At 43.8% G+C, this 26455-nt stretch carries 25 protein-coding genes; 5 read left to right on the top strand and 20 right to left on the bottom strand.

Features of this window, described 5'->3' with window-relative positions; genetic code table 11:
• Nucleotides 1–23: 23 nt before the first annotated feature.
• From FO440_RS10940 to FO440_RS10930, 3 genes are all read right to left on the bottom strand, one after another.
• Complete coding sequence (locus tag FO440_RS10940) at nt 24–491, bottom strand: GNAT family N-acetyltransferase (RefSeq protein ID WP_222103972.1); 468 nt, start codon at nt 489–491, stop codon at nt 24–26.
• Between the two features lie 314 nt (nt 492–805).
• Entirely contained in the window at nt 806–1612 is an 807-nt protein-coding gene (locus FO440_RS10935) for a phytanoyl-CoA dioxygenase family protein (protein ID WP_144248309.1), read from the bottom strand.
• Nucleotides 1613–1868: 256 nt separating this feature from the next.
• Nucleotides 1869–2645, bottom strand: coding sequence for an SDR family NAD(P)-dependent oxidoreductase (locus FO440_RS10930; RefSeq protein ID WP_144248308.1), 777 nt, complete (start codon nt 2643–2645; stop codon nt 1869–1871).
• Between the two features lie 197 nt (nt 2646–2842).
• Between FO440_RS10930 and FO440_RS10925 the strand changes: the two genes are divergently transcribed.
• Nucleotides 2843–3994, top strand: a complete 1152-nt coding sequence (locus FO440_RS10925; RefSeq protein WP_144248307.1) for a hypothetical protein — start codon at nt 2843–2845, stop codon at nt 3992–3994.
• Nucleotides 3995–4014: 20 nt separating this feature from the next.
• On the opposite strand, the gene FO440_RS10920 is transcribed toward FO440_RS10925, so the two are convergent.
• The 5 genes from FO440_RS10920 to FO440_RS10900 all read right to left on the bottom strand — a co-directional run bounded on the left by FO440_RS10920 (nt 4015) and on the right by FO440_RS10900 (nt 8750).
• Entirely contained in the window at nt 4015–5187 is a 1173-nt protein-coding gene (locus FO440_RS10920) for an acyl-CoA dehydrogenase (RefSeq protein ID WP_144248306.1), read from the bottom strand.
• Nucleotides 5188–5440: 253 nt separating this feature from the next.
• On the bottom strand, nt 5441–6031 hold the full coding sequence (locus tag FO440_RS10915; RefSeq protein ID WP_144248305.1) for a hypothetical protein: 591 nt from the start codon (nt 6029–6031) through the stop codon (nt 5441–5443).
• Between the two features lie 36 nt (nt 6032–6067).
• Nucleotides 6068–7327: a glycoside hydrolase family 71/99-like protein gene (locus FO440_RS10910; protein ID WP_144248304.1), complete on the bottom strand. Its 1260-nt coding sequence runs from the start codon at nt 7325–7327 to the stop codon at nt 6068–6070.
• A gap of 23 nt (nt 7328–7350) precedes the next feature.
• Nucleotides 7351–7878 carry an adenine phosphoribosyltransferase gene (locus FO440_RS10905; RefSeq protein ID WP_144248303.1) on the bottom strand — a complete coding sequence of 176 codons (528 nt, stop codon included), beginning with the start codon at nt 7876–7878 and terminating at the stop codon, nt 7351–7353.
• Complete coding sequence (locus FO440_RS10900; protein ID WP_144248302.1) at nt 7875–8750, bottom strand: ComEA family DNA-binding protein; 876 nt, start codon at nt 8748–8750, stop codon at nt 7875–7877. The genes FO440_RS10905 and FO440_RS10900 overlap by 4 nt, the downstream gene beginning before the upstream one ends.
• 70 nt (nt 8751–8820) lie before the next feature.
• Between FO440_RS10900 and FO440_RS10895 the strand changes: the two genes are divergently transcribed.
• Both FO440_RS10895 and FO440_RS10890 read left to right on the top strand, forming a co-directional pair.
• On the top strand, nt 8821–10575 hold the full coding sequence (locus FO440_RS10895) for a lysophospholipid acyltransferase family protein (protein ID WP_144248301.1): 1755 nt from the start codon (nt 8821–8823) through the stop codon (nt 10573–10575).
• A gap of 156 nt (nt 10576–10731) precedes the next feature.
• The gene (locus FO440_RS10890) at nt 10732–11136 is read left to right on the top strand and encodes a hypothetical protein (RefSeq protein ID WP_144248300.1); all 405 of its coding nucleotides are present in this window, start codon (nt 10732–10734) and stop codon (nt 11134–11136) included.
• Here FO440_RS10890 and FO440_RS10885 read toward each other — a convergent pair.
• The 8 genes from FO440_RS10885 to FO440_RS10850 form a co-directional block, all read right to left on the bottom strand.
• Nucleotides 11126–11635: an Mpo1 family 2-hydroxy fatty acid dioxygenase gene (locus FO440_RS10885; protein ID WP_144248299.1), complete on the bottom strand. Its 510-nt coding sequence runs from the start codon at nt 11633–11635 to the stop codon at nt 11126–11128. The two genes, FO440_RS10890 and FO440_RS10885, sit on opposite strands and share 11 nt — an antisense overlap.
• 119 nt (nt 11636–11754) lie before the next feature.
• Nucleotides 11755–13320 carry a ribonuclease Y gene (gene rny, locus FO440_RS10880; RefSeq protein WP_144248298.1) on the bottom strand — a complete coding sequence of 522 codons (1566 nt, stop codon included), beginning with the start codon at nt 13318–13320 and terminating at the stop codon, nt 11755–11757.
• A gap of 242 nt (nt 13321–13562) precedes the next feature.
• On the bottom strand, nt 13563–13853 hold the full coding sequence (locus FO440_RS10875; RefSeq protein WP_144248297.1) for a cell division protein ZapA: 291 nt from the start codon (nt 13851–13853) through the stop codon (nt 13563–13565).
• A 22-nt stretch (nt 13854–13875) separates the two neighbouring features.
• Nucleotides 13876–14163, bottom strand: coding sequence for a hypothetical protein (locus FO440_RS10870; protein ID WP_144248296.1), 288 nt, complete (start codon nt 14161–14163; stop codon nt 13876–13878).
• A gap of 87 nt (nt 14164–14250) precedes the next feature.
• Nucleotides 14251–16650, bottom strand: coding sequence for a phenylalanine--tRNA ligase subunit beta (pheT, locus tag FO440_RS10865; protein WP_144248295.1), 2400 nt, complete (start codon nt 16648–16650; stop codon nt 14251–14253).
• A gap of 482 nt (nt 16651–17132) precedes the next feature.
• Nucleotides 17133–17522, bottom strand: coding sequence for a hypothetical protein (locus tag FO440_RS10860; protein WP_144248294.1), 390 nt, complete (start codon nt 17520–17522; stop codon nt 17133–17135).
• A 15-nt stretch (nt 17523–17537) separates the two neighbouring features.
• Nucleotides 17538–18770, bottom strand: a complete 1233-nt coding sequence (gene dctA / locus FO440_RS10855; RefSeq protein WP_144248293.1) for a C4-dicarboxylate transporter DctA — start codon at nt 18768–18770, stop codon at nt 17538–17540.
• 610 nt (nt 18771–19380) lie between these two features.
• Nucleotides 19381–20367, bottom strand: coding sequence for a glycosyltransferase family protein (locus tag FO440_RS10850; protein ID WP_144248292.1), 987 nt, complete (start codon nt 20365–20367; stop codon nt 19381–19383).
• Between the two features lie 199 nt (nt 20368–20566).
• On the opposite strand from FO440_RS10850, the gene FO440_RS10845 reads away from it, so the two are divergent.
• A complete protein-coding gene (locus tag FO440_RS10845) occupies nt 20567–20935 on the top strand; it encodes a hypothetical protein (RefSeq protein ID WP_144248291.1) in 369 nt (122 codons plus the stop codon).
• Nucleotides 20936–20939: 4 nt separating this feature from the next.
• Here the strand turns inward: FO440_RS10845 and FO440_RS10840 are convergent, their stop codons facing one another.
• From FO440_RS10840 to upp, 4 genes are all read right to left on the bottom strand, one after another.
• A complete protein-coding gene (locus tag FO440_RS10840) occupies nt 20940–21794 on the bottom strand; it encodes a UDP-2,3-diacylglucosamine diphosphatase (protein ID WP_144248290.1) in 855 nt (284 codons plus the stop codon).
• Nucleotides 21795–22173: 379 nt separating this feature from the next.
• On the bottom strand, nt 22174–22689 hold the full coding sequence (locus FO440_RS10835) for a DinB family protein (RefSeq protein ID WP_144248289.1): 516 nt from the start codon (nt 22687–22689) through the stop codon (nt 22174–22176).
• A gap of 15 nt (nt 22690–22704) precedes the next feature.
• A complete protein-coding gene (locus tag FO440_RS10830; protein WP_144248288.1) occupies nt 22705–23400 on the bottom strand; it encodes a YjjG family noncanonical pyrimidine nucleotidase in 696 nt (231 codons plus the stop codon).
• Between the two features lie 85 nt (nt 23401–23485).
• Nucleotides 23486–24130, bottom strand: a complete 645-nt coding sequence (gene upp / locus FO440_RS10825) for a uracil phosphoribosyltransferase (protein ID WP_144249130.1) — start codon at nt 24128–24130, stop codon at nt 23486–23488.
• A 216-nt stretch (nt 24131–24346) separates the two neighbouring features.
• Here upp and uvrB point away from each other — a divergent pair, with 216 nt between their 5' ends.
• Entirely contained in the window at nt 24347–26371 is a 2025-nt protein-coding gene (gene uvrB / locus FO440_RS10820; protein WP_144248287.1) for an excinuclease ABC subunit UvrB, read from the top strand.
• The last annotated feature ends 84 nt before the right edge of the window (nt 26372–26455 follow it).

Here is a 26455-nt window from a genome sequence, read left to right as displayed (position 1 = left end):
TTCAATATATAGAAGTGTTTACATTAACAAATTGTTGCCAAAGCCTGAAGATTCTTCCACCCATAAGCGCCGCTAAATTTACCCTGTTTGTTAGTAAGCCTTTCTGCGCTCAAGGCTTCGTAAAAATAGCCTGACGGATTTTGCACCTCGCTAAAAAGCACCATCGAGTTTATCTGCCGGCTAATAAATTGATGGGCAACAGTACAAATAAGCCGCTTGCCAATACCCAATCGCTGATATTCGCGCAAAAGGTAAATTTTACTTAGCTGACCTTTGTAAGCGGGTAAATCAGCCGATCCGTAGGTCTTCGCGTGAGCAAAACCCACTAACCGGCCTGTTTTGCTTTCTGCGACATAACAAAACCAACTGCCATCGTTTATTTTAAACACCTGGCTCCATTGTGACTGGCGTATAGTAAAAGTGGGGGGCCGTCTTACCAGCCAGTAAGTATCAGCCCAGGTTTTAACGTGCAATGCTACAAGAGCAGGCATATCGCTTTCTGTAACTTCGCGTATGATTATGCTATCTGTAGTTTCACCGCGCTTACTTAGCCGACGCATATTTACAGCCTTTGTGTGCCTGTTGAGACCCATTATAAAGCGGGCCGCTCTTATTGTCAAATTATTCATTTGCCATTGATGAATATTACATAACAATACCAAATATAAAAGAATGACACAATTATCAGGATCAATCTAATTTTTGGGGCTATGATTCAGATCTTGATCACACCACCTTGGCCAATAAATACTGTTTCCTCCGGCGAATGATATAGCCTACCAATAGTGCAATTAACATAGGGGTGTTATTTAACTAAAGTGGCAAAACGCTGGTAAAAAGCGGTAGGGCTGTTTTCATGCTTTGGCTCATACTTGCCGGCAATAATAGGCATGTAAATTACCCTGCGTCTGCTTTCTTCGCCTATAACAGATGATTGTGCTACCCGGTGCCATAAGCGACCGTCATGTATGGTAAGGTCGCCGGCGTTGGGGGTAATTGCCAGTTCTTCTTTATCGGCACTGTTATCTAAAAAGTATTTTTTGCGGAAAAGCATATTGTAGATATTTTGTTTATGCGTGCCGGGCAAGATGCGCAAGCCACCGTTTTCCGGCTTTACATTACTTAGGTGGATGCCTACATTTAGCATGGGGTTAAGCTTTTGCCCGTGAAAAATATCGCGCAGCCCGTCTGTATGCCAGCCCATTTTTGTGAAGCCGCTTTCGTGGCCGTTCACGTAGTGATTAAATACCATTCCGTCTTTTTCTTCGGTACCCAGCCTGGCGCCGGGGCCTATCAGGTCAAGCAATATGTTAAAGCGCGGGTCGAGCGTAAACTCTTGCAATAAAGCGTTGTATTTATTAATAAAGGCAAAGCGTTGTACAATGATGCTGCCATCAAGGTCTTTACCATATTTAATAGGCACACCGTTTACCTTGCTGATATTATTAGCTATCCAGTGTTCCTGCACCTGCCTTGATGCCTTAATAATAGCGTCGACCGTTTCGGGTTTAATAAAATCTTTAAAATGGATAAAACCGTTTTGGTTAAAAAAATCCTGTTGTGCTGCAGTTATAGTAGTACCAAGCGTAAATTTCTGGTATGAGCTTTCCATGAAAATAATAAAAAATGAAAATGAGTAATGATGGCTCCCGCCCTATCGGGCCGGCAGCAGTATTAATGTGTAGCTATTGAGGGGTATTAACAACAACAACACATTACCCTTTTTGACAAGGGCATTCGCATAGAGCATGCAGCGTGTATGGTTTTGTTGTAATTCATTTTTATAATGTATATTAAATCTATCTTATTAGTATACTATGCAAATGTAGAAGAAATATTTAATTAACAAAAATTTAATAAAATAAAATTTACAGCTTGTATAAGCGGGCGCTTATGCCTTCAATTAGACCTTTATTAAGATGCCTTGCCCCTGCCGCCCCCAGCTTGTTTAAAAATCCCGGTATCACTTCTGCTTTTTTATTAAATAGTGCTTTTAGTCCAACGCGGGCAACTTCGTCCGGCTGCATATTAAATTTTTCGGCAAGCTCTGCCAGATTATCCATACCTGCCCTGTTTGCAAAATTGGTATCGGTAGGCCCCGGGCAAAGGCAGGTTACCGATACAGACGTACCTTTCAATTCAAACGCCAGCGCCCTGCTATAATTTAAAATGAATGTTTTACTGGCGGCATATAAAGCAAAACCCGGCATGGCCTGGTAAGCCGCGGTGCTGGCCAAATTTAAAATATAAACCTGTTGCTGTTCCTTCAATACCGGCAGCAATTTGTAGGTTAATTCGACCACAGCATTAATGTTTACACTAAGCATATTCATTTGTTCGGCCAGCTTATTCTCATCAAACCTGCCGAACACACCGTAACCTGCATTGTTAATTAATATAGATAAGGGAACAGACAGCGCGTTAAACCAATTAACCACCTGATCTGCTGCACCTGCTTCAGAAAGATCAACAGCAAGATAACGGGCATCTACTTTATATTGTGTAGTGATAGATGCTGCAAGTTGCTCCAGCTCATCGCCAGATCGTGCGACAAGCAATACGTTGTAGCCCTGCTGCGCCAATAAATTAGCTATTGATCTGCCTATACCTTTACTTGCCCCTGTAATTAACGCGTACCCTTTCATATTGACTTTTTAATCCATCGCAAGGTAAATAAAAAAATACGACTAAATTTGTAGACTAAATAAAATATACTATGTTTGCAACTATGAACGTTTTACAGTATAGCATTTTTAATAATACCGGCAGCGGGTATTGTTGTTGCGCGTAATTACCCTTTTAGTTCATTAATTGTTCATTTGATACTTTTACTTTAGGCCCCATGTCTAATGCTTTTTCATCGCTGATCTTTAAAACAGTACTTTTTACGGTTACGCTGCAATATGCCTTGCCCGCACAAGCGCAACTTGCAAGCAATAGTTACAAGTCGCACGCTGTTAATAAACCTGCTCATTATCTAACAGACGCGAATACCGACACTTTAGAATCGAAACAAGATTCTTCAATCTTTGCTTCGGCCACGCCGGTTGAAAAAGCGTTAAAATTGTATGATGACGAACTGCTGCAAAATACCAATGCCGAGGCAAGTATCACCACGCCCAAAGAACGCAGGAAGTTAATGGGCTATTTAAAAACGGTTACCAGCAATGAGGATGTAAACTACAATCAATCGCATGCTAAATTTTTATATCATTTGGCCAATGTGTTTGCCCGGTTAAGGCTGTATCCGCTGGCTATGAAATGCTTTTTAAAAACCACCGCCATCCGTACCAAATATCCGGCAGATTCGCTAGCTCAAACAGATAGCAGTGCTTACCTCGCCATTAATGCCAAAGACGATTCGCTGGTAGCCAGTCAGGCTTTGTTTTCAAAGTCACCGGGGTACAACACAAAAAAGAGCAAAGCCACTACTTATAAATACATCACGAGCGCGCTTGATGATGGTAAAAAAGCCGTTGCCTATGCCATGCTGTTCCATGTAAAGCAACCGGTGCCGGGCAAGCGCAAGATCTTTGTATGGGGCAATACAGGCCATACTTTTATCACGCTGATAAAATACAATGCAGACTCTACCTACTCATCGTTTTCTTTCGGCTTTTATCCTAAAAAAGTAAACCTGCTTTCGGCTACGCCTGTCGAGCCTGAAACCGCGTCGGTATTTAAAGACGATACCAACCACCAATGGGACGAAGTGTTGGGTAAGTTTATCTCGAAAAGACGGTTTGAGAAAATATTGTTGCTGGCCAAACAGTATGACCACCTGGAGTATCACCTGAGCAATAACAATTGTACCGATTTTGGGCTTAAAGCCGCACAACTTGCCGGGATAAATATTGACGGAACCACCGGGAGCTGGCCGCTGGGCCATGGCAATAACCCCGCAATTACCGGGCAAAGCATATTAGAAGGCAAATTTAACGATGCCGACACAGGCAAAGCGGAAGATCTTTTTATCAATACGATTGTTCCGTAATGATAAGATATCTAATTACCTTACTTCAATATTTCCCTGCTGATAACGATCTTCTGGATCTCTGATGTTCCCTCGCCTATAGTACACAACTTGGCATCGCGGTAGTATTTCTCAACCGGGAAATCTTTGGTATAGCCATATCCCCCGAAGATCTGTATAGCTTCTGTAGCGGTACGTACAGCCACTTCTGACGCGAAATATTTTGCCATGGCTGATTGCCGGGTAACCGGCTGATGGCGGTTTTTCAGATCGGCAGCCTGCATGACCAGCAGTTCGGCAGCCTCAATTTCGGTAGCCATATCTGCCAGTTTAAATGAGATGCCCTGGAAATTGGCAATAGCCTGCCCAAATTGCCTGCGCTGTTTGGCATAAGTAACCGCAGCCTCAAAAGCGCCCTTGGCAATTCCCAATGACAGCGCGGCGATAGAAATGCGCCCGCCATCCAGAACGGTCATAGCCTGCGCGAAACCATGCCCTTCCTGCCCCAGCAAATTCTCTTTGGGTACGCGGCAGTTATCAAAAACCAGTTCAGTAGTTTCAGAGGCGCGCATGCCCAGCTTGTTCTCTTTTTTGCCATGCGTAAATCCGGCGGTCCCCTTTTCAATTACCAGGGCAGAGATGCCGTGTGAGTCGCCTTTAGCCCCTGTCCTGACCATTACTACAGCCACATTACTTGATTTACCATGGGTGATCCAGTTTTTTGATCCATTCACCACATAATGGTCGCCATCTAAAACGGCGGTAGTTTCCATCCCCAACGCGTCCGACCCGGTATTGGCTTCGGTTAATCCCCAGGCGCCTATCCACTCGGCAGTTGCCAGCTTTGGCAGCCATTTATGTTTTTGCTCTTCGTTACCAAACGCCAGGATATGCCCGGTGCAAAGCGAGTTATGGGCCGCTACCGATAAACCTATCGAGCCGCATACTTTTGCTATCTCAACAATAACGGTTACATATTCGGCGTAACCAAAGCCCGAGCCGCCGTATTCTTCAGGAACCAGTACGCCCATCATACCCTGTTCACCTAATTTTTTAAACAGGTCGACAGGAAAGATCTGTGCTTCGTCCCATTCCATTACATGCGGACGGATCTCTTTTTCGGCAAAATCCCTGGCCATTTGGCCAACCATCGCCTGGTTATCGTCTGACGAAAAATCGTATCCGGCAGATATATCTGTTAACAAAGAATCCATATTTTATAATTGGTATATACTAAAATAACGATAAAAATCGGTCAATAGTTTCCTCTCCAATCACCGTAAAAAAGGACCATTTTGGTATCCGGTACAGATAATAGGTTTAGTTGATTTAAAGTGATTTATTGGAGCGAGCGGTAATAAAAAATATTTTACGAAAAGATCACAAGTCAGGCCAGGCTATTGACCATTGCGCTAAGACTTGCGCCATGCGAGGATTATAAATCCCGACTAACGTCGAGAAACATAGTTAGTCGCAATGTCCTTCCCAATTATTGTGGTTATATGGATCATCTTTACGATCTCCGTTTTGGTTATAATCTTCATCGATATTTTCTGACCTATCTTGATCTTGATTCCATCTTTTATTGGCTTCATATACCTCTTGTTTATTGACAGCCCTACCTTCATAACTAATTTTATTCAGTTCTTCAATTTCAGACTTATTAGTATTCAAGATTTCCCCAATTCCCATTCCTAATCTTAATACTTCATGAATATCTTCATAGTTAAAAGCTGTTCTTAATATAGGCGCATCGTTTATATATTCCAATTTAATTTTCTCATTTAAATACAAATCATCTGCGATATGTCTTTTTAAAATCGAATATTCTCCATCAGTAAGATATATTGTGGCTTCTGGAAAGCTTTTTACTAAAACCAAGTCATTATCATAGTATCGATTTACATTATCAGCTAAAAAATATGAGTTTATTTTACCGAGTTCTGTTAAACCGCTTTGCCATTTTGATTCAATTGTGTAAACTTTAAACTTAAAGCGTTCAATTAAATCATTTAATAAAAAAACTCTATCACCAATACTGAAGTCGTTCTTATTCATTACTTTAAAAATCTAAATTCACCAGCAATATAGTTTTTACCTCTTCAACTCTGCTGGTATTTCAACACTATTCTTAGCGTTGCCCCTTAAAATTTCGCTGGTGGCCCTTGCCAATTGCAAATACCAGTCAGATGGCAAGGCTATGCCGTCCTGGTCTAACGACAAAAACTTTTCATTGGCCGGGCGTTCGGCAGCCGTTGGAGCGGCCTTGTACATGGCGGTACCTTCGTCAATTTCGTCATACATGGCAATGTAAACCATGTTTACCCCGGCATTAATAGCGTTGTAAGATTGGTGCCAGTAAAAATCGCCGCCACGTCTCGGGATCTGGTTGAAGGGGCTTTTGCCGTGCCTTAAATTATACCACGAAAACCCGGGGAAGATCACCGGCATGTAGGCAACCTTGTGCGCATCGCAATAAGCTTTATCAGGGACTATGGCGCGGTCGCGAAATTTATCCGCGCCTTTGTCGTCGCCAAAACGCCCTACAGCCCACGGGCTTATGATATCCATTTTATTATAAATGGCTTTCCAGTCGTCGGTATGGGTAAGCCAGGTATCATTGATGCCGCCCATAATGGTAGCCTGGTATTTTTTCGGCGCGTTTTTGTGGAACCAATCCAGCAATGAATCAGCCTGCGTTACCGATGCAAAAGGTTTGGTATGGTCAAAACCCAATCCCCAGATGGACAGCAAGGGTTTGCCGTTATGGTGCAGGTATGACTTGCCGGTGGTTACCTGCGATGAATCGACCAGGAACATCCAGTCTGCCATCAGTTCCTTTTTCCAGTTTGGGCCCGCGCCCGATATATCGTACATGATGCAGTAAACACGCTTGTATTTTTCGCTGGCCATTTTTACGTTGCGCACTACCTGGTTAAAGTGGCGCTTACCCCCGCGCGACTGCACATCGGTAACAAAGCGCTGTTCGAAAACACCATCCAGGTCATGCTCCATCATCCATTTAAAATGCAGGTCGACCGCCCCGTACTTATAAGCCGAATATAATTTAGCCGGCGAGCCGTCCGGGTAGCTCATATTCGTAGCTTCAGTAACATCGGCAGGGTATTCGTGCATATCGGGCCATACGTCGAAGTCGGCATTTTTGGCGTCGGGCTTGCCGTTAAACAAATGCCGCCAAACGTTATTGCCCGATCCGTCATTAGGTGTAGCCTGCCAGCCCTGGTAGCCAAACATTACCTTGCCGTTTAAGGTAGTTGTGGTGGGGACATACTTTTGGGCGATGCTGCTTGACGCGATAATTATAAATATTGTAATAAGGCTTAATGTTTTCATAACTGACTTTACTAGTGTTGCGGCTAATACTCCGCCAATACAATTATTTTATCGCTTATCGGCGCTATGCGTTCTTTGCCGTTTAAAAATCCTAATCCTACAACAAAGCTAAAACCGCATACTACGCCGCCCAGTTCTTTGATCAATTCGCTGGCAGCAGTTACCGTGCCGCCGGTGGCCAGCAGATCGTCATGTAATAATATATGCTGACCCGGTTCAAACGCGTCGGTATGCATTTCAATTACCGCGGTGCCATACTCTAATTTATAGGCTTTTTGCTTTATGGTATAAGGCAGCTTGCCGGCCTTGCGCACCGGTACAAACGGAACACCCAGTTTAGTTGCCAGCGTCAACCCGAATAAAAAGCCGCGGCTTTCTATCCCGGCTATGGCATCAATTCGCATCCCCTGCAACCGTTCGGCAAAGGCATCCACAATATCTCTGCACAAGGCAGGATCTTTTAATATGGTGGTAATATCTTTAAATATTATACCCGGTTTCGGGAAATCCGGTATATCGCGTACCGCTGCCTTTATCTGTTCCTCGATCATTTAAAACTTATATAGGGTTCAATTTTATGTAAAATTACATCATCCAATATCACTATGTTCTTCATATCGGCAATGTTACGGTAATTGCCGTGCTGCTGCTTGTACTGAATAATAGCATTGGTTTGTTTATTGGTAAGGTAAGGAAACTTGCGCAGCCCTTCAAAGTCTACATCGTTGATATTGATCTTAGTTATCCGCGCCGCATTAACACTTACCTGGCCATTTATCTCGTGGTATTTAGCAGTATCTATCCCGTAAACTTCTTTTAGCTGTTCTTTGTTTAAAAACCCGCCCAGCCGCTGCCGGTATTGAATTATCCGATCAGCGAAAGCCGGGCCAATCCCCCTTATGCGGGTTAGTTTGGCAGAGTCGGCACTGTTCAGTTCTATCACCTCGCCCGCTGCTATTTTGTTTGATGTGTAAGCTTTGCCGGGGATATTGATATAAGGTTCAATACGCTTATAATCCTCAGCGGTTATGCCGTAGATCTTTTGCACATCTTCTTTTTTGCTGAAATGGCCGCCTTTGGCTTCGTAATGTTTAATAATGCTGATCTGCCGTTCGCTCAGGCCTAATTGTTTCCATTGTTCGGCAGGCAGATTGTTAGGGTCAAACATAAACAGAACAGGCTTGGCAATTTTAGTATCAGCAAGTTTATCATTTTCTATGTACTCTGAGGCACTGTTACCTTTTGCCTTATTGAGCAGGGCCACATCCTTATCAAAATCCTTAAAATCAATAACATTATCTTTATGTGCCTGTTGATACACATAAGGCGCGGCTAATACTATCATGAGGATGATGAGTAATATTACCATCCCGTTCCACTCTTTTTTTGTGATGGAGAGGTAATTTTTTAGTCGCGATTTCATGGATTGATTAAATTCGGCTTTAAATTAATAAATTTAGAAGATATTTACCCCCATATACGCTACTTGCTAAATGAAGATTATAACCACTGAAGAATTTGCGAAGGCTACTAAACTTGACAGATTAAAATTGCCGGGCCTTGCTTCTTTCCTGATGGACCTGATGAAAATAAACCAGGTGAATGAACTTTTTGCGCAGGCACAGCCCAAACAAGGTATTGAGTTTATTGATGCTATTTTACAGGGCTGCGGCGTTGAGGTTGAGTTTGACGAAAAAGAATTAAAAAACATACCTGCCGAAGGCAGTTTCATAGCCATAGCCAACCACCCATATGGTGGTATTGAGGGCATGGTATTATTAAAGATGTTGTTAATGGCACGCCCGGATGCCAAGTTGATGGCCAACTTCCTGCTGAAAAAAATCCCCAACCTGAGTGATTTTTTTATAGCCGTTAACCCATTCGAAAATATCGAGCATTCATCAAGCATAAGCGGGTTAAAAAGCACCCTGCAATTACTTGCTGAAGGTACGCCCATAGGGATCTTCCCTGCCGGCGAAGTATCTACCTTTAAACTGGATAAACAGGAAATTACCGACCGCATGTGGCACCCGGTAGTGGGCAAGATCATCGCCAAGGCAAAGGTGCCCGTGGTACCTATTTACTTTCACGGCAACAACGGCTTGCTGTTTAACCTGCTCAGCCTGATCCACCCCGCGTTGCGCACGGCCAAATTACCGTCGGAGTTGTTTAACAAGCAGGGACAAACCATCAGGCTGCGAATTGGCAAACCAATTAAGGTGGAGGATATCCCCGATAATACCAACAGCGCCAAGCTGCTTAACTATTTAAGGGCACGCACCTATGCCTTAGGGTCGGGATTGGAAGAAGAAAAGAAAATCTTTAGCCCGCGCAGCCTTTTTAAAATAAAAAAAAAGCAACAGGAGATAGTTCCGGCGATACCCACAGCGGTTCTTGAAAAAGAGGTTGCAGGCCTGCGCCATGATTATACCGTTTGGGTTGAGAAAAACTATGAGGTATTTATTGTACCTACTTCTGTTATTCCAAACGTAATCCGCGAGATTGGCCGATTAAGAGAAGTGACCTTCCGAGAAATTGGTGAGGGTACCAATATGGCTACCGACCTGGACGAGTATGATATTTATTATCACCACCTGTTTATATGGGATACCGAAGCTAAGATGATCGTTGGCGCATACCGCATTGGCCTTGGCGATGAGATATTTTACAGCCTGGGTAAAGACGGTTTTTACATTGCCGAGCTATTTAAAATCAAAGAACAATTTTCGCCGGTGTTAAGGAAAAGCCTGGAACTGGGCCGCTCATGGATCCGTAAGGAATACCAGCAAAAACCCCTGCCCCTGTTTTTATTGTGGAAAGGGATCTTGAAATATCTCATTGATAATCCGCGTTACCAATACCTGATAGGGCCGGTAAGCATCAGCAATACGTTTTCTAAGTTTTCTAAATCGCTTATTGTTGATTACATTAACCGTAACCACTTTGACCATGAAATGGCGCAGTTTGTAAAGCCGCGTAAAAAGTTCAAAGTTGATTTTTCAAGTATCGATTCTGACCTGCTGATGAGCGGCGAAGACAGCTTCAAGGCACTGGACCAGATGATATCGCAGATCGAAACCCACAACATGAAAGTGCCGGTACTACTGCGCCAGTACATTGCCCTTAATGCCAAGATCATCAGCTTTAATATCGACCCTAAATTTTCTGACGCACTGGATGGATTTTTAGTGCTGGATTTGGAGAATGTTCCGCAGGATACTTTGGATAAGTTAGGGAAGAATTTGTAGACGGTTGTTGGGGTCTCGCAAATAAAGGTTAACACAAAAGCATTCATTAATACAAAATTGTCCCGCTCAATCGCCGCGGGTAGGCTTTGTTCTTTTCCTTGATGAAAAGAACCAAAAATCAAGTCAGCCGATAGGCTTCTTTGCCGCACATAGCCTTTGCCCTGCAAATCAGGTAAAACCAATGGCCCGGTCCTTTTGCCGCCTGTTGTCGCACAGGCTGCCGCTTCGGGCAAAATTACCAATGCCCTTGCAGCCGCACGGCCCAACTTGTTTTACCTGCTTTCACCCGAAGCTTTTCGTCTGACGGTTCCGCTTTCGACAATAATTTCGTATTGTACAAAAATTAAAAAAAGAAGCGCAAAGGCCAGTCAGGGCGCGCGGCCGGGAGTCTGGCCCTCGGGTGGTGGCAGCGATCGGCCTGACTTGATCTTTTGGTTACTTTTGGATCAAGCCATACGGCGTAGCCTTCTTGAGCACCTTAAAAACAAAACAATAGCGAAAAAAGTAACAGCCTTAGCGGCAATTGAGCGCTACCAAGCGATAAGTCTGACTAATATTTAACCCCAACCTTCTTCATTACCAAACCTAACAACCACACTGGTGCGGTCAGCATAAATTTAAACTCGTTGGCAAAGGTGGGCTTTTTACCTTCAATACGATAGCCTATAAATTGGGCTATGTTAGCCATTACAAATATAAATACGCACACCTGTGGCAATAACGTACCTGATCTCTCTGCCGTTTGTACCTGAATAACTATATATACTAGTCCAAATAGTATCAGCAGCATAATGTATGACAGAATGGGTGACAGCTTCATGTAATAGTAAATGGTAAAAGCTATTAAAAACGAGGCCCAATTTAAGAAGCTGATGTACGGTCCCAAAAACTTTAACTGCGGAAAAGGCAGCGACCATACAAAGCCAACCACGCTAAATACAATCAGCGGAACACAGATGTAATTGACAATACGGTTGCTTGGCTTTTGGTGAAAGCTGTCGTACTCATCAATTACAATATCGATAGGGCGCTTTACTGTTTGGGGTTGTGGCTTTTTCACTGTACTGTTTAAAAAAAGGGTGTCATTCTGAGCTTGTCGAAGGATAAGAGTGAGCGTAAGGCCTACGCTCTTATCCTTCGACAAGCTCAGGATGACACCGCTCCTGTCTTATCTTTTTATTACTTAGCAAACGCTACCGACCGGGTTTCCCTGATAACGGTTACTTTGATCTGGCCCGGATAGGTCATTTCTGTTTGGATGCGGTTTGAAATATCGGCAGCAAGCACTTCAGATTGCGCGTCGCTGATCTTCTCGCTTTCAACCACAACACGCAATTCGCGGCCGGCCTGTATTGCAAATGTTTTCTCAACACCCGGATATGACAATGCCAATTCTTCCAGCTCTTTTAAACGTTTGATGTAGCTTTCAACTACCTCGCGGCGTGCACCGGGGCGCGCGCCTGATATGGCGTCACAAACCTGTATGATCGGCGATAGCATAGAGGTCATTTCAACCTCGTCGTGGTGAGCGCCAATGGCGTTACAAACTTCAGGATGTTCTTTATATTTTTCCGCTAACTGCATACCCAAAATAGCGTGAGGCAGTTCAGGGTTATCATCAGGCACTTTACCAATATCATGCAGTAAGCCGGCACGTTTGGCCAATTTTACGTTCAGTCCTAATTCGGCAGCCATAGTGGCACAGAAGTTAGCTACCTCGCGCGAGTGCTGCAGCAGGTTTTGCCCGTATGATGAGCGGTAACGCATCCGGCCAACCATACGGATCAACTCAGGGTGCAAACCGGTGATGCCTAAGTCTATCACAGTACGCTCGCCTATCTCTACTATTTCTTCTTCTATTTGTTTCTTGGTTTTGGCCACGATCTCTTCGATACGTGCCGGGTGGATCCGTCCGTCGGTCACCAAACGGTGCATGGCTAAACGGGCAATTTCGCGGCGTACCGGGTCAAAGCCTGAAAGGATGATGGCTTCGGGCGTGTCATCCACTATGATCTCGATACCGGTAGCTGCTTCCAGCGCGCGGATGTTACGTCCTTCGCGACCAATGATGCGGCCCTTTATCTCGTCATTCTCGATGTTGAAAATAGAAACCGTGTTCTCGATAGCGCTTTCTGTAGCGGTACGCTGAATGGTTTGGATAACTATTTTCTTAGCCTCTTTGGTAGCGGTAAGCTTGGCCTCGTCTACAATGTCTTTGATCTGTGCCATGGCTTTTGAACGGGCATCTTCACGCAGGTTATCTACCAACTGGTTCTTGGCATCCTCGGCCGAAAGGCCTGCAATGCTTTCCAACTGGGTTACGTGCTGCACCTTCAAAGCCTCAACTTCTTCCTGCTTTTTAACTAAAATATCCGACTGGCGCTCCAGGTTTTGTTTTGCTTTATCCAGCTCGCCTTCTTTACGCGACAGGTTCTCTAACTTTGAATTGTAAGATTGTTCTTTTTGTTTAACGCCATTTTCGCGTTGGGTAACCTCGTTATTACGGGTGTTTACTTCCTGCTCATGCTCGGCTTTCATTTGTAAAAAGCGCTCTTTAGCCTCAAGCAATTTGTTTTTTCTTAGTATCTCGGCATCGTTCTCAGCATCTTTCAGGATCTTTTTTACTTTATTTTGCGCATGGGCTTCCTGGTCTTTAAACAGCTTACGCAGCAGGAAACGCCCAATGACGATCCCCGTCGGGATGCCCGCAAGCAGCCCGATTATTACATATAATATTGCATTCATTTTGTATTAGGTTATTGTGTTAGGTATATAATAAAAAAACCGCGACTCAACTTTACGTTACATGTATTTTAAAAACTTCGTTACAGATATTTAGAATCATGGGTTACCGTTAAACTTTTTTACGAGTAACGCATGCCTCCCTGATCCGTAGATATTGAAGTGTTAAGTTTTTAATAGTGAAACATAAAATTCAACCGCGGTTAAATCTTAATTGGCTCTGTTATGTGTAAAGAACGTTATTACTATTTTGAAAAAAAATCGGACAATAAATGATCTAACTGATAAACTTTGTCTGCTACTTCTGAGTCCTCAACCGTAACTTTCTTCTCTGCTTTTAATGACGATGTAGCGTAATGCAACACGCTCATTGCCAACAGATCCTGTTTATCCCTGACCGCGTAATTTTCCTGGTATTCTTTTATACGGTCGTTTATCAACTTCGCTGCCCTGCGTATTATTTCTTCCTCTTCCATATTTACCTTTAAGGGGTAAACTCTATCAGCAATATTTATTTTTATTGAGATTTCTCCCATTTGAGCTTGTTCACTTTACGTATTATTTTTTCAATAATACAATGCACTTATCTATTTCCTGCACAAATTCGTTAATTTTTTGTTTAATGTCAACACTTTTTTCATTTGTTTCAGAAAAAGACTTGGCCAGCTTCACCGCACGCATCTTTTCGTCAAGCTCTTTTGTCTTATTCTTACTCGCATTTAAAGCGACAACTAAACTTTCATTTTCGAGTTTCAGCAGGTCATTCTCTTCCTGCAAAGCAGCACAAAGCTCGATCAAACGCCGGGTTTTATCGATTACGTTGTTTAACTGACTTGCTGTGCTCATTCGTTTTAATTATTGATTTATTGAATTAATGAATTATTGAACTTTTACCTTTTAAATCAGTAATTCAATAAATCACTCATTCAGTAATTACTTCCTTATCTCCGCTCCCGCTTCTTTCTCTAAGTTATAAATTAATTTTTGCATGATGGCATCTATCGTTTTGTCGGTCAGCGTTTTTTCTGCATCCTGGATAATAAAGCTTAGCGCGTATGATTTTTTACCGGCCGGCAGTTTGTCGCCTTCGTACACATCAAATACATTTACTTCTTTTAGTAGCTTGCGTTCTGTACGTTGCGCTATCTGTTTTAACTGGCCAAACGAAACGGCTTTATCTATCAGCATGGACAGGTCGCGCCTTACGGCCGGGAACTTAGAGATGTCCTGATAAACGATCTTGTTCTTTTTAACGATCTGCATTAACTGGTCGAAACTGAAGTCGGCGTAGAAAACTTCTTTGTCTACATCGGCCTTTTTCAACGCATCTTTGGCAACGGCGCCAAATTTCACCAGTACCTTGCCGTTCTTGATATAGTTTAAACCATAAGCCAGTTTTTTGCAGGTAGCGTCTTCAACCGTTATATCGGTAATGTTGATCTTTTGCAGGATACCGTCGATTATTGCCTTTAAATTATAAAAAGTGGCGGCTGTGGCCTTCTGGTTCCATTGTGCCGATGCGGTGGCGCCGCTCATAAAAATAGCGAAGCGCTGGCTCTCTGTGTATTTATCATCGGTCACGCTATACACCTTGCCGAACTCGTAAAACTTGATATCCGCGTTCTGACGGTTCTGGTTGTAAGTAATAGCTTCAAGCCCCGAATACAGCATGGTCTGGCGCATTACGTCAAGGTCAGAACTAAGCGGGTTCAATATTTTAACTGCCGATTCCAGCTTATCTGAGTAAGCCGATTTGGTAAGCGAGTTAGACATGATCTCATTAAAACCATTAGCGGTTAACAGGTCGCTTAACAGGTTCTGTACAGTATCTTTCTCAGGCCTTGGCGACGCACTAAGCGATGCACGTACCTGTGTTGGAATATAGATATTATTATAGCCGTATATCCGCAGGATCTCCTCGATCACGTCCACATCGCGGGTCACATCAACCCGGTATGGCGGCACTTTCAGGATCAGGCCATCGGCAGATTCACTGACGATATGGATATCCAGCGCTTTGATAATGTTTTTGATCTCTTCATGCGGAATCACCTGCCCTATCAAACGGTGAACGTTATGATATTTCAAATCAACATCAAACGGCGCTACCGGGTTAGGGTACAAGTCGGTGATGTCTGACGAGATCTCACCGCCGGCAATTTCTTTGATCAGCAAGGCCGCGCGCTTCAGCGCGAAGATCACCATATCAGGGTCAGTACCACGTTCAAAACGGAATGATGAATCTGTCTTCAAACCATGCCTTTTGGCTGTTTTACGTACAGATACCGCGTTAAAGTAAGCGCTCTCCAGGAAGATATTTTTAGTATCAGCCTTAACACCCGAATCGATACCGCCAAACACGCCGGCAATAACCATTGGCTTTTCGGCGTCGCAGATCATCAGGTCGTCAGCAGATAGCTTGCGCTCTACATCGTCAAGGGTTTTGAACAATGTACCCTCAACCGCGTTTTTAACAATTACCTTATTGCCGCTGATGGTGTCCGCATCGAAAGCGTGCAGGGGCTGGCCCAGGTCATGTAGTACATAGTTGGTAGCATCAACCACGTTATTGATCGACCGCACACCTATCACCGCCAGGCGTTCTTTTAACCATTTCGGCGATTCTTTAACCTCAATACCAGAAATGGTTAGTCCTGCATAGCGCGGAGCGGCTGCTTCATTTTCAACAACCACCTCCATATGGCGGCTCGTATTGTCTATCTTGAATCCAGATACATCCGGTTTGGTAACGCCAATCTTTAAGAAAGCGGCAATATCACGTGCAGTACCCAAGTGCGATACCGCATCGGCGCGGTTAGGGGTTAAGCCTATCTCGTACATGTAATCGTCAGATACGTTGAAGTAGTCTTTAGCCAGCGTGCCTACTTTAGCATCATCGGCCAAAACCATAATGCCGGCATGGTCGGTGCCCAGGCCTATCTCGTCCTCGGCGCAGATCATACCCTGCGACACCTCGCCACGGATCTTTGATTCTTTGATCAGGAACGGTTCGCCGGTTACGGGGTGCACCGTTGTGCCTACCGTTGCCACCACAACCTTTTGGCCTGCGGCGACATTTGCCGCGCCGCAAACAATTTGCAGGTCGGATGCGCCGCCAACATCAACTTTGGTAACTTTCAGGCGGTCGGCATTGGGGTGCTGGTCGGTTTCTTTAACGTAGCCAATTACCAGGCCTTCTAAGCCCCCCGGTATAGCCTGTACTTTCTCCACGCTTTCAACCTCTAAACCGGTACCAGTTAATATGGTCGAGATCTCGTCGGGAGTTTTATCAGTATTAATAAATTCTTTGAGCCAATTATAGGATATCTTCATTGCGATGATGCGATAATCCGCAAAGATACGATTTAAGGTAAAAGGTGAAAGCTAAAAGGCTTTTATGTATTTATTTATAAGAGATTTGTCCCACGAGCATGTGAGACAGGTGGGACAAGTGGGACAGTTTTTTTATTTAAATTGCTGATTATTAGATTTTGTTAAAAATTATCGAGGCAAAATGGGACAGAATCACTGACAAAACAGCGCCACCAAAAGCAAAAGTGGTTGGGCTCTTTTGTTTAATTTTTATTAGCTCTTACCTGCTGTAGTGCATACTGTCAGCATCGTCCCGCTCAATTGCCGCGGATTGGGTTGGCTTAACCTTTTTGTCACTCTTTTCATGAAGCCAAATGTAACAGCCTTAGCGGCAATTAGCCTCATCAAACGATAATAAGGGGACAATCTGCAGGATATTGATATGGGTTTGGGCAACAGACGGTTTAGTCCCTAATCATCTACGTTCTGATGTTATAATAAATTTAATTTTTTGTGATAACTGGTTCGTTAAATGTTGCCACATGAACAATATGGTTTAAGCAATAAAATGCATAATGCTTTAACTGCCTTTCAAAATTATGGTATCCTTCTGCATTTGCATCTTTACGTATATAATCTAAATAATTAGATTTTGAATAAATACAAAATAGTCTTCCTACCCATTCTTCATAATCGTTCGAATCGGTATTGGTATAAATTTCATTAATAACTGCATAAGACGCATAAGATTCAAAACGGATACTGTATTCTTTAGGTATCAAATCTCCATTTATAGCCTGACTTATTTTTATAGTTACTTCGTTATCTTTAGCTTCACCTATATTGGTTATATAAATACCCCAAAAACTATTTATCTCCTCAAAATACTCCATACAATTAACTTTAAATTAACTTCTAACTTCTGACACTACAAACTCCCCTTCACTCTTCGCGATCACAATAGTTGCAACCCCGTTACCTATAACATTGGTGATAGCCCTGGCTTCTGACATAAAACGGTCTACTCCCAGCAATATCGCTACGCCCTCAATCGGGATCACCTTTATGGCTGCCAGCGTTGACGTAAGCACAATAAAACCGCTGCCTGTTACACCTGCTGCACCTTTTGAGGTAACCATCAGGATGGCAATGATGCTTAATTGCTGCTCGATAGACAGCGGAATATGAAACACCTGTGCCAGAAATATCACCGACATGGACAGATATATTGTAGTGCCATCCAGGTTAAAAGAATACCCTGCCGGGATAACCAAACCGACCACCGAGCGCGAGCAGCCAAACTTCTCCAGCTTCTCCATCATGCCGGGCAAGACTGACTCGGACGAGGACGTTCCCAGTACGATCAGTATTTCTTCCTTAACATGTTTTAAATATTGCCACAGGCTGAACTTGTAAATACGGCAAATAATATTCAGTACCACGAAGATAAAGAGGAACATGGTAATATATACCGATGCCATTAACAGCGCCAGCGGTTGCAGGGTTTTTATCCCGTAAGTGCTGATGGTATACGCCATCCCGCCGAAAGCGCCTATGGGAGCTACCTTCATTACGATACGCATGATATTGAAGAACACTTTCGAGAATTTCTCAAACAGGTCGACCACCACCTTACCACTATCTCCCATCCGGCTTAAGCCGAAACCAAACAGTATGGCGAAGAATAAGATCTGTAAAATATCGCCTTTGGCAAAAGCATCAATAGCGTTGGCGGGGACGATATGCGCTATAAAATCGCCCCAATGCATTTCGGAAGCGGCCTTTTGATAGACAGCCAGTTTAGCGGCATCGGCTTTTACGGTGCTTACAAAGCCATCGCCGGGTTTTACGATGTTGGCTACGGTTACACCAATTATCAGGGCAAACGTAGTAACGATCTCAAAATATAACAACGCCTTACCACCTACCCTGCCCACCTTTTTCATATCGCTCATGCCGGCTATACCCAGCACAATGGTGAAGAAGATAATGGGGCCTATCAGCATAGTAATTAAACTGATAAAGATCTTGCTGATCATCTGCGCGATCGGGGCAAATGGCTTACAGTACAAGCCTACAATAACACCCAGTACAATAGCTATCAGAACCTGGAAGGTTAGGTTGGCAAATAATCGTTTCATTATTCAATAATACGATTATTAAATAAAAAAGGTGAGGGTGTTGTTGGGTGGAAATATCGGGTCTGATATGCTGTAATGGAACTGGTGATAAGTAGTCTACTCCTTAAGATGCTTGTTTCTAATCGCTTGGTGACGCTCTTGGCCGCTAAGGCCAGTTACTTTACCTTAGATGCAAAGTAACCAAACATCAAGCCGAAAAGATCCTTCCGCCCACAGGCAAAACACCCAGGCCCGCGCTTTTCTGCAGGCCTTTGCTCTTTTTTTGAGATTTTTTACAAATACGAAATCATTGGCTATACCGAAATGTCAGCAAAAAAGCTTCAGGTGAGGGAAGGTAAAACAATGATGGCTTTGTGCGCAGGAACGGGCATTCGCAGGTTTTGCTGAAGCGTGGGGCTATGTGGGTGCGATAGCGGGGCAAAAGAGGCGCGGCCCGAGGTTTTACCTGGACTGCAGGGCAAAAGCCATGAGCGAAAAGAAGCCTATTTGCTGACTTGATTTTTTGTTACTTTTTGATCAAGCAAAAAGTAAAAGGCCTCCGCGGCCAAGAGCGGGCTGCTTACCAAATCTTGCACCACATTAATTAAAACCTCAATCTCTGATTAAAATATCACCTCGCATACTTCTTCACCATATCATGCACTATCTGCGCGGTATGATCCGGGAAATCAACCCATACCCTGTCCTCGCTTTTTATCCAGCTGTTAAGGTGCTTTACAAAGTTGTCGTCTATGGCATGCAATACCGGGACACCCAGTTTTGAGGCGGCAAGGGCGTTACATTGCTGCTCGTACTGGCCCGACATGGGGATCATCATTACCTTTTTTTGCAGGAACAGCGCTTCGGCAGGGCCTTCAAACCCGCCGCCGGTAAGCAAACCGTCGCAACTGGCCAGGCTGATGTTGAACCCTTCATTATTTACCGGGATCACCTGAACATTACCATCAGTATAAGCGGTCTTTTGACGCTTGGAGAATACATGCCACTGCACATCGGTGGTCATGTTGAGGTATTTGGCCAGCTTCTTGTCATCGTAGGCAGGCAAGTAAACCGTGTAATGACCAAGATTGGTAGTTTGCAGGTTGCGGATCTCGCTGCGGATAACAGGGGTATGGATAAAGTCCGCGTAGCGCTCAAAATGAAACCCAACATGGTATGTGGTGGGCGAATAATATTTAAGCAGCCACTCGCCATAGTTCCATTTGCCGGGGCGCGGCGTATTGGGCGACACGAACGCGCATTGATGACTTAACGATACCGATTGCCTTTTTTGCAGTTTGCAGGCCCAGGCACTAACCGGTTCAAAATCATTAATGATCAGGTCGTAATCATCCAGGGGCAGGCTATGCATATCGTGCCATAATTGGCGCAGGTTCATGATCTTGTAGGTAGCCCATTTATCTACCCCGCCATTACTGCCAAACACAAAACTAAACCCGTGAAACCTGTATTTAAGAGGTTGCGACAAAGTAACCTCGGCCTCGGTACCGCTTACCAGCAGGTCCAACTCGCCATACTTTTGCAGTAACGGAACGATCTCACGTGCACGGCTGATATGCCCGTTCCCTGTTCCTTGTATGGCGTATAAGATTTTCATAGAAATAGCGGCAGCAAGTTAATAAAGATAAAGGCTTTTAAAAACACACGGCAAATATTACATTGTAAAAGCAAGAAACAACATTAGATGGATAAATACTATATTCACAAAACTTTTAAATATGATTTATAGCGGCAACAAACTTCTAAATGCTAACAATGGCGTTTTTTTATTTTTGATAGCCTTTTCTGTACTTATAATGGCAGGCAGAAGCCTGAATGTTGGCATCGCGTTCTTTTTCGTTTTCTTTATTTTCACTGCAAACGAAGCCTTTTATTTTGAGCTGACTACCGATAAACTGATTGTAAAAAACTATTTACTGCCCTTTGTAAATATCAAGTACAATATAAGTGAAATTACTGGTATTGAATTGGCAGGTACTAATTATAGAGCGACTGCAGATGCAGCTTTAAAAATATACCATGATGACAAAAATTCAATGGGTTTTAGAGCTGCAAGTTTGGATTTAAAAACCTGGCAAGCTTTTGTAAACAACCTCAACGAGCGAAAGATCCCTGTAACTGTTTCAGCCAGCCGGTTGATCGATAAAATTGGCACAGAAGAATGACAGTCTAAGACGCTTCCTGCTTAAACCTTTCCAGCAACAAATTCACATCCAGTTTAGCATCAAGGTCTTCGGCATCGGTCTTATCGTCCTCGTCCACATCGGTATTGAACTTGGCAGGGTCATATTTAAAGATCTCCCATTTCTTGTCGTTATACTCCAGCGCGGTAAGGCTTTCTACCCAGTCACCGCTATTTAAGTACAATACCGTACCTGGCGCGTCGGTGGCGGTCATTTCCCGTATTTCTGCGTGGTGAATGTGCCCGCATATTACGTATTGGTATTCCTTTGCTACGGCAAGGTCGGCAGCGGTTTGCTCAAACTGGTTAATAAATTTTACGGCATCCTTAAACTTAGCTTTCACTTTTTGCGAGAAGCTCATTTTTTGCCTGCCCATTGTGGTTAAAAACCAGTTGGTCAGGCTGTTTAATAATATCAATGTATCATAACCTACCGCGCCCAGTTTGGCCAGCCATTTTGAGTGCTGCATAGTAACATCAAACACATCGCCATGAAAGATCCAGGCTTTTTTACCGTCAATATTCAGCACTACCTTATTTTGTAATTTAAAAGACCCCAGATCAAAATCGGCAAATTTGCGCAACATTTCGTCATGGTTACCGGTAAGGTAATATACAGGGATACCTTCGGTAATAAACTTCATGATGCGGCGCACCACTTTCATGTGCGCCTCAGGCCAGTATGATTTGCTGAACTGCCAGATATCAATGATATCGCCGTTCAGGATCAGCATTTTGGGTTTAATGCTTTTTAAATATTTAAGCAACTCTTTGGCATGACAGCCATAAGTACCCAAATGCACATCAGATATAATTACAATATCAACCTCGCGTTTTGCCATGAAAGTTTTGGGGGATAATGTTCCGTCCGGCAATTTTACCGGTAATAATTAAGGGCGTATTTAGAGATAAACGATTAATCTTCGCTTTCCTCTTCATTAACTGTAAGTTCATATGGACTCAAATAAAATACCCCTACCAAAAACAGGAGAATTATTACAACCATATATCCGTACTCAAAATGCATAACCTAATGTATTTGTACAAACGTCGCCAAACAACGTTATTTTAAGGTTAAGACTGCATTAAATGTAAAAGGTTTCATTGGCGGGGGTTATTTATTTATACACATTACGCCCTTATTCCACATTTTGTACTGAAAATGAGCTACTTAAAATTAAACTAAACAGAACGTTTTCTTAATTTGAAGGCGATAAAAACTTACGCAAGTTTACTGCTGATCCTGTCTACCTGCCGCAAATGATGCTTTAAATGGACCAGTATAAATTTAAACCATTGCGCGGCGTTCATCATCCCAAAACGCGAATGTTTAAACTTGCTGTGAGGGGGCGCATCTTTTATCTTATCGGTGATGGTATCTAACCGGCCGCGGCATTTTATAAGCAGGTTACGCGCTTCTTCCTTCGTCAGTTTTTTTACAGGGATCTTCGCGCCTTCGGCAGTGGCTTTTACTTTGGGCATGTAATTTAACGAAAGCGCCAAACGGCCAACCAGGGTCAAGCCCTCCCTGGTTGATCCGCAGGTACCGTTAGCGCAACGTTCGGCAGCTATAGTTGAACCAATTGTAGCCTGCAAAATGTGCGAGTAAACCTCGGCGTACGACCAACTGCCATCGCGCGGGGTAATATCGAACTGATCATCGGGAATAGTATCCAGCAAGGCCCGGTAGGTATCCAGCGCTTCATCAATGGCTTTGCGTGTGGGGGGTATTTTCATGCTGATATAACAAACTTACAGCAATAAAGTTAGCTCTTTCAGGCCACTTATCTGCACCTTAACCTCGTCAGGCTTTGGGGCGTTGAATGGATTAAAGTAAATAGCATCCATACCGTAGTTAAGCGCTCCCAATACATCGGCCTCAAGGCTATCGCCTATCATCAGGCTTTGGTGTTTGGTAGTACCCGCCAGGTTAACGGCATATTCAAATATGGCTTTGTCGGGTTTGTTAACGCCTACAATTTCTGATATTATGACATGTGTAAAATACTTGCCGATACCTGTCCCGCTGATCTTAATATCCTGCGACTCTTTAAACCCGTTAGAGATCAGGTGCAGCGTATACTTTGACTGCAGGTAAGCCAATGTTTCGTGCGCGTTGGGGAACAGGTTGGTTTTTGTAGGGCAAAGCTGCACGTAAGCGTCTTCAAAACCATTTGGTATCACATCAGGGTGTACGCCAAGGTCTAAAAAGGTTTGTTTAAAACGCGCTTCGCGCAATGTTTCTTTGCTGATGTTGCCCATATGGTATTCTCGCCAAAGGCGGTGGTTATTTTGGGTATAAGTCTCGATAAATACATCCGCAGAGGTTAAGCCGATATCATTTAAACGGTGGCTTATATACAGTTCATGCAGTGCTTCTTCGGCATTCTTGTCAAAGTCCCAAATGGTATGATCGAGATCGAAGAAGATGTGGTTGTATGGTTTCATAGCTTCCAGCAAAGGTAAATGTTTCGTAACGTATAGCGATGGGTTTAAAACCCATCGCTATAGAAAACGTTCGACATGTACATTATTAAGCCTTTTCGCCATATGCCAGATCCCCCGCATCACCCAAACCGGGTACGATGTACGATTTGCTGGTCATTTCTTCATCTACCGCGCATACCCAAATCTTCGCCTTTGGCAGGTTGGCGCGTACGTGTTGTATGCCTTCTGTACTGGCAATTACCGCGGCAATATGCAGGCTGGCAATTTTGTAGGTGGCCATTAATTCCTTGCATACATCAACCAGGCTTTGGCCGGTGGCCAGCATGGTATCGCATAATATCAGTGTCTTACCGTCAAGGTTCGGGGTAGCAATATGGTCTATCCTGATCACAAAATCGCCGGTGCGCCTAACTTTGCGGTAAGCGGTAATAAATGCCGATTCGGACTGATCAAAGTAATTTAAAAATCCCTGGTGAAAAGGCAGCCCCGCGCGAAGTATAGTGCCTAATACGGGAGACTCTACCGGCAGTTGCAGTGTGCAGGTACCCAATGGCGTTTGGATCTCTTCGGGATTAAATTTAAATGTCTTACTGATCTCGTAAGCTAATATCTCGCCCAATTTCTCCTGGTTACGCCTGAAACGCTGTTTATCCTGCTGCACGTTAACATCGCGCATTTCGGCTAAAAAACTATTGGCTACCGTATTGGTTTTGTTCAGGACGAAGATCATAGATTTAGCTTTTGGGGTTAATGGTTTTGATGTCATATGTGCCAAATGGTTTAATCAGGGTAAATTAAAATTATCAGGCCACATAACCTAATTACGTAAACCTGCTGACATAGGGTTGTCAGCAACGGCACTAATTTTGTTTTGGTTAACGCATTGTAAAAACTAATGGCTAACCTCTAATTAACTAATCACTAATCCGTATTTTTACATTTACTAATGGATTTTAACTTAACATCTCAATATAAACCCACCGGCGACCAGCCCGAAGCCATCAGGCAGCTGGTTGAAGGTGTAAACAATGGCGACAATTATCAAACCCTGTTGGGTGTTACCGGCTCGGGTAAAACATTTAGCATTGCCAACGTTATCCAACAAACGCAAAAACCTACACTGGTTTTAAGCCACAACAAAACGCTGGCCGCGCAATTGTATGGCGAGTTTAAGCAATTCTTCCCCGAAAACGCGGTGAACTACTTTGTATCCTATTACGATTATTACCAGCCCGAAGCTTTTATACCAACTACCAATACCTACATAGAAAAAGACCTGCAGATAAACGAGGAGATTGAAAAACTGCGTTTACGCACTACGTCTGCACTAATGAGCGGCCGTAGGGATGTGATCGTGGTATCATCAATATCGTGTATCTACGGTATGGGTAACCCCGAGGATTTTGCCAATTCGGTATTTAAATTCGCGGTGGGTACCCGTATCAGCCGCAATGCTTTTTTGCATCGCTTGGTAGAGATCCTGTATTCGCGTACTACGGCCGATTTTAAACGCGGCACCTTCCGTGTTAAAGGTGATACGGTAGATATCTTCCCGGCTTACATGGACCACGCCTACCGCATTTCTTTTTTTGGCGATGACATTGAAGAACTAAGCACATTCGATATTGGCACTGGTAAAACACTGGAGAAGATGACGCATATGGTGCTTTACCCTGCCAACCTATACGTTGCCCCGCGCGAGCGTTTCACCCAATCCATTTGGGCCATACAGGAAGAGCTGGAAACGCGTAAAAAGCAATTTATTGACGACGGCCGTTTCCTTGAAGCCAAACGCCTTGAGGAAAGGGTTAATTACGACCTGGAAATGATCCGCGAGTTAGGTTATTGCTCGGGGATAGAAAATTACTCACGCTTTTTTGACGGGCGTGCCCCTGGTGCAAGGCCTTTCTGTTTGCTTGATTATTTTCCTGACGATTACCTGATGGTGATTGACGAAAGCCACGTAACCGTTCCGCAGATCAGGGCTATGTATGGTGGTGACCGTTCGCGCAAGATCTCATTGGTTGATTATGGTTTCCGCCTGCCTGCTGCTATGGACAACAGGCCGCTGAACTTCCAGGAGTTTGAACGCCTTGCACCGCAGACCATTTATGTAAGCGCTACGCCTGCCGACTTTGAATTAGAAAAATCGGGCGGTGTGGTAGTTGAACAGGTGATCCGCCCTACCGGCCTGCTTGACCCGGTTATTGAGGTTAGGCCCGTAATTAACCAGGTGGATGACCTGCTGGACGAAGTTGATAAAACCGTAAAAATGGGCGACCGTGTATTGGTGACCACCCTAACCAAACGCATGGCCGAAGAACTGGCTAAATACATGGACAGGCTTGGCATTAAATGCCGCTATATCCACTCGGAGGTAAAAACCCTGCAACGGGTTGAGATACTGCGTGACCTGCGTTTAGGCGTATTTGATGTGCTGATAGGGATCAACTTATTACGTGAAGGGTTGGACCTACCCGAGGTATCATTGGTGGCTATCTTGGATGCCGATAAAGAAGGCTTTTTGCGCAGCGAACGCTCACTCATCCAAACCATAGGCCGTGCCGCGCGGAACGACCGTGGGCGGGTAATTATGTATGCTGATAAAATTACCGACTCGATGGAGATCACCATCAGCGAAACCGCCCGCAGGCGCGAGCTGCAGATAGCTTACAATACCGAGCATAACATTGTACCGCTTACGGTTGGTAAAACAAGGGCCGAAATTATTGAGCAAACATCTGTGATGGACTTTGAGGGCGGTGTGCAAAAGGCTTATGTAGAAACTGATATGATCACCATGGCTGCCGACCCGATTGTACAATACATGTCAAAAGCAGATCTTAAAAAATCTATCGACAATACTAAAAAAGACATGCTTGCTGCCGCCAAGGATATGAATTTCTTACTGGCAGCCAAACTGCGCGATGAAATGTTTGCTTTAGAAAAGATGATGGAAGAGAAGTTTTAACAGATGTAATGTCACTTGTTATGACATTTCTTTGATGTAACAAAACGGCGCGATTATTTGTCTTAATAATAATTGTACAAATCA

The organism is Mucilaginibacter corticis, from assembly GCF_007558865.1.
GTDB classification, from domain to species: Bacteria; Bacteroidota; Bacteroidia; order Sphingobacteriales; family Sphingobacteriaceae; genus Mucilaginibacter; species Mucilaginibacter corticis.
Note: the sequence above shows the minus strand (reverse complement) of the source record. Positions and strands in the feature narration are given on the sequence as shown.

Coding starts and splice junctions, on each gene's coding strand:
- FO440_RS10940 (WP_222103972.1), bottom strand. CDS start 491: ATGCCTGCTCTTGTAGCATTGCACGTTAAAACCTGGGCTGATACTTAC.
- FO440_RS10935 (WP_144248309.1), bottom strand. CDS start 1,612: ATGGAAAGCTCATACCAGAAATTTACGCTTGGTACTACTATAACTGCA.
- FO440_RS10930 (WP_144248308.1), bottom strand. CDS start 2,645: ATGAAAGGGTACGCGTTAATTACAGGGGCAAGTAAAGGTATAGGCAGA.
- FO440_RS10925 (WP_144248307.1), top strand. CDS start 2,843: ATGTCTAATGCTTTTTCATCGCTGATCTTTAAAACAGTACTTTTTACG.
- FO440_RS10920 (WP_144248306.1), bottom strand. CDS start 5,187: ATGGATTCTTTGTTAACAGATATATCTGCCGGATACGATTTTTCGTCA.
- FO440_RS10915 (WP_144248305.1), bottom strand. CDS start 6,031: ATGAATAAGAACGACTTCAGTATTGGTGATAGAGTTTTTTTATTAAAT.
- FO440_RS10910 (WP_144248304.1), bottom strand. CDS start 7,327: ATGAAAACATTAAGCCTTATTACAATATTTATAATTATCGCGTCAAGC.
- FO440_RS10905 (WP_144248303.1), bottom strand. CDS start 7,878: ATGATCGAGGAACAGATAAAGGCAGCGGTACGCGATATACCGGATTTC.
- FO440_RS10900 (WP_144248302.1), bottom strand. CDS start 8,750: ATGAAATCGCGACTAAAAAATTACCTCTCCATCACAAAAAAAGAGTGG.
- FO440_RS10895 (WP_144248301.1), top strand. CDS start 8,821: ATGAAGATTATAACCACTGAAGAATTTGCGAAGGCTACTAAACTTGAC.
- rny (WP_144248298.1), bottom strand. CDS start 13,320: ATGAATGCAATATTATATGTAATAATCGGGCTGCTTGCGGGCATCCCG.
- FO440_RS10875 (WP_144248297.1), bottom strand. CDS start 13,853: ATGGGAGAAATCTCAATAAAAATAAATATTGCTGATAGAGTTTACCCC.
- FO440_RS10870 (WP_144248296.1), bottom strand. CDS start 14,163: ATGAGCACAGCAAGTCAGTTAAACAACGTAATCGATAAAACCCGGCGT.
- pheT (WP_144248295.1), bottom strand. CDS start 16,650: ATGAAGATATCCTATAATTGGCTCAAAGAATTTATTAATACTGATAAA.
- FO440_RS10860 (WP_144248294.1), bottom strand. CDS start 17,522: ATGGAGTATTTTGAGGAGATAAATAGTTTTTGGGGTATTTATATAACC.
- dctA (WP_144248293.1), bottom strand. CDS start 18,770: ATGAAACGATTATTTGCCAACCTAACCTTCCAGGTTCTGATAGCTATT.
- FO440_RS10850 (WP_144248292.1), bottom strand. CDS start 20,367: ATGAAAATCTTATACGCCATACAAGGAACAGGGAACGGGCATATCAGC.
- FO440_RS10845 (WP_144248291.1), top strand. CDS start 20,567: ATGGCAGGCAGAAGCCTGAATGTTGGCATCGCGTTCTTTTTCGTTTTC.
- FO440_RS10840 (WP_144248290.1), bottom strand. CDS start 21,794: ATGGCAAAACGCGAGGTTGATATTGTAATTATATCTGATGTGCATTTG.
- FO440_RS10835 (WP_144248289.1), bottom strand. CDS start 22,689: ATGAAAATACCCCCCACACGCAAAGCCATTGATGAAGCGCTGGATACC.
- FO440_RS10830 (WP_144248288.1), bottom strand. CDS start 23,400: ATGAAACCATACAACCACATCTTCTTCGATCTCGATCATACCATTTGG.
- upp (WP_144249130.1), bottom strand. CDS start 24,130: ATGATCTTCGTCCTGAACAAAACCAATACGGTAGCCAATAGTTTTTTA.
- uvrB (WP_144248287.1), top strand. CDS start 24,347: ATGGATTTTAACTTAACATCTCAATATAAACCCACCGGCGACCAGCCC.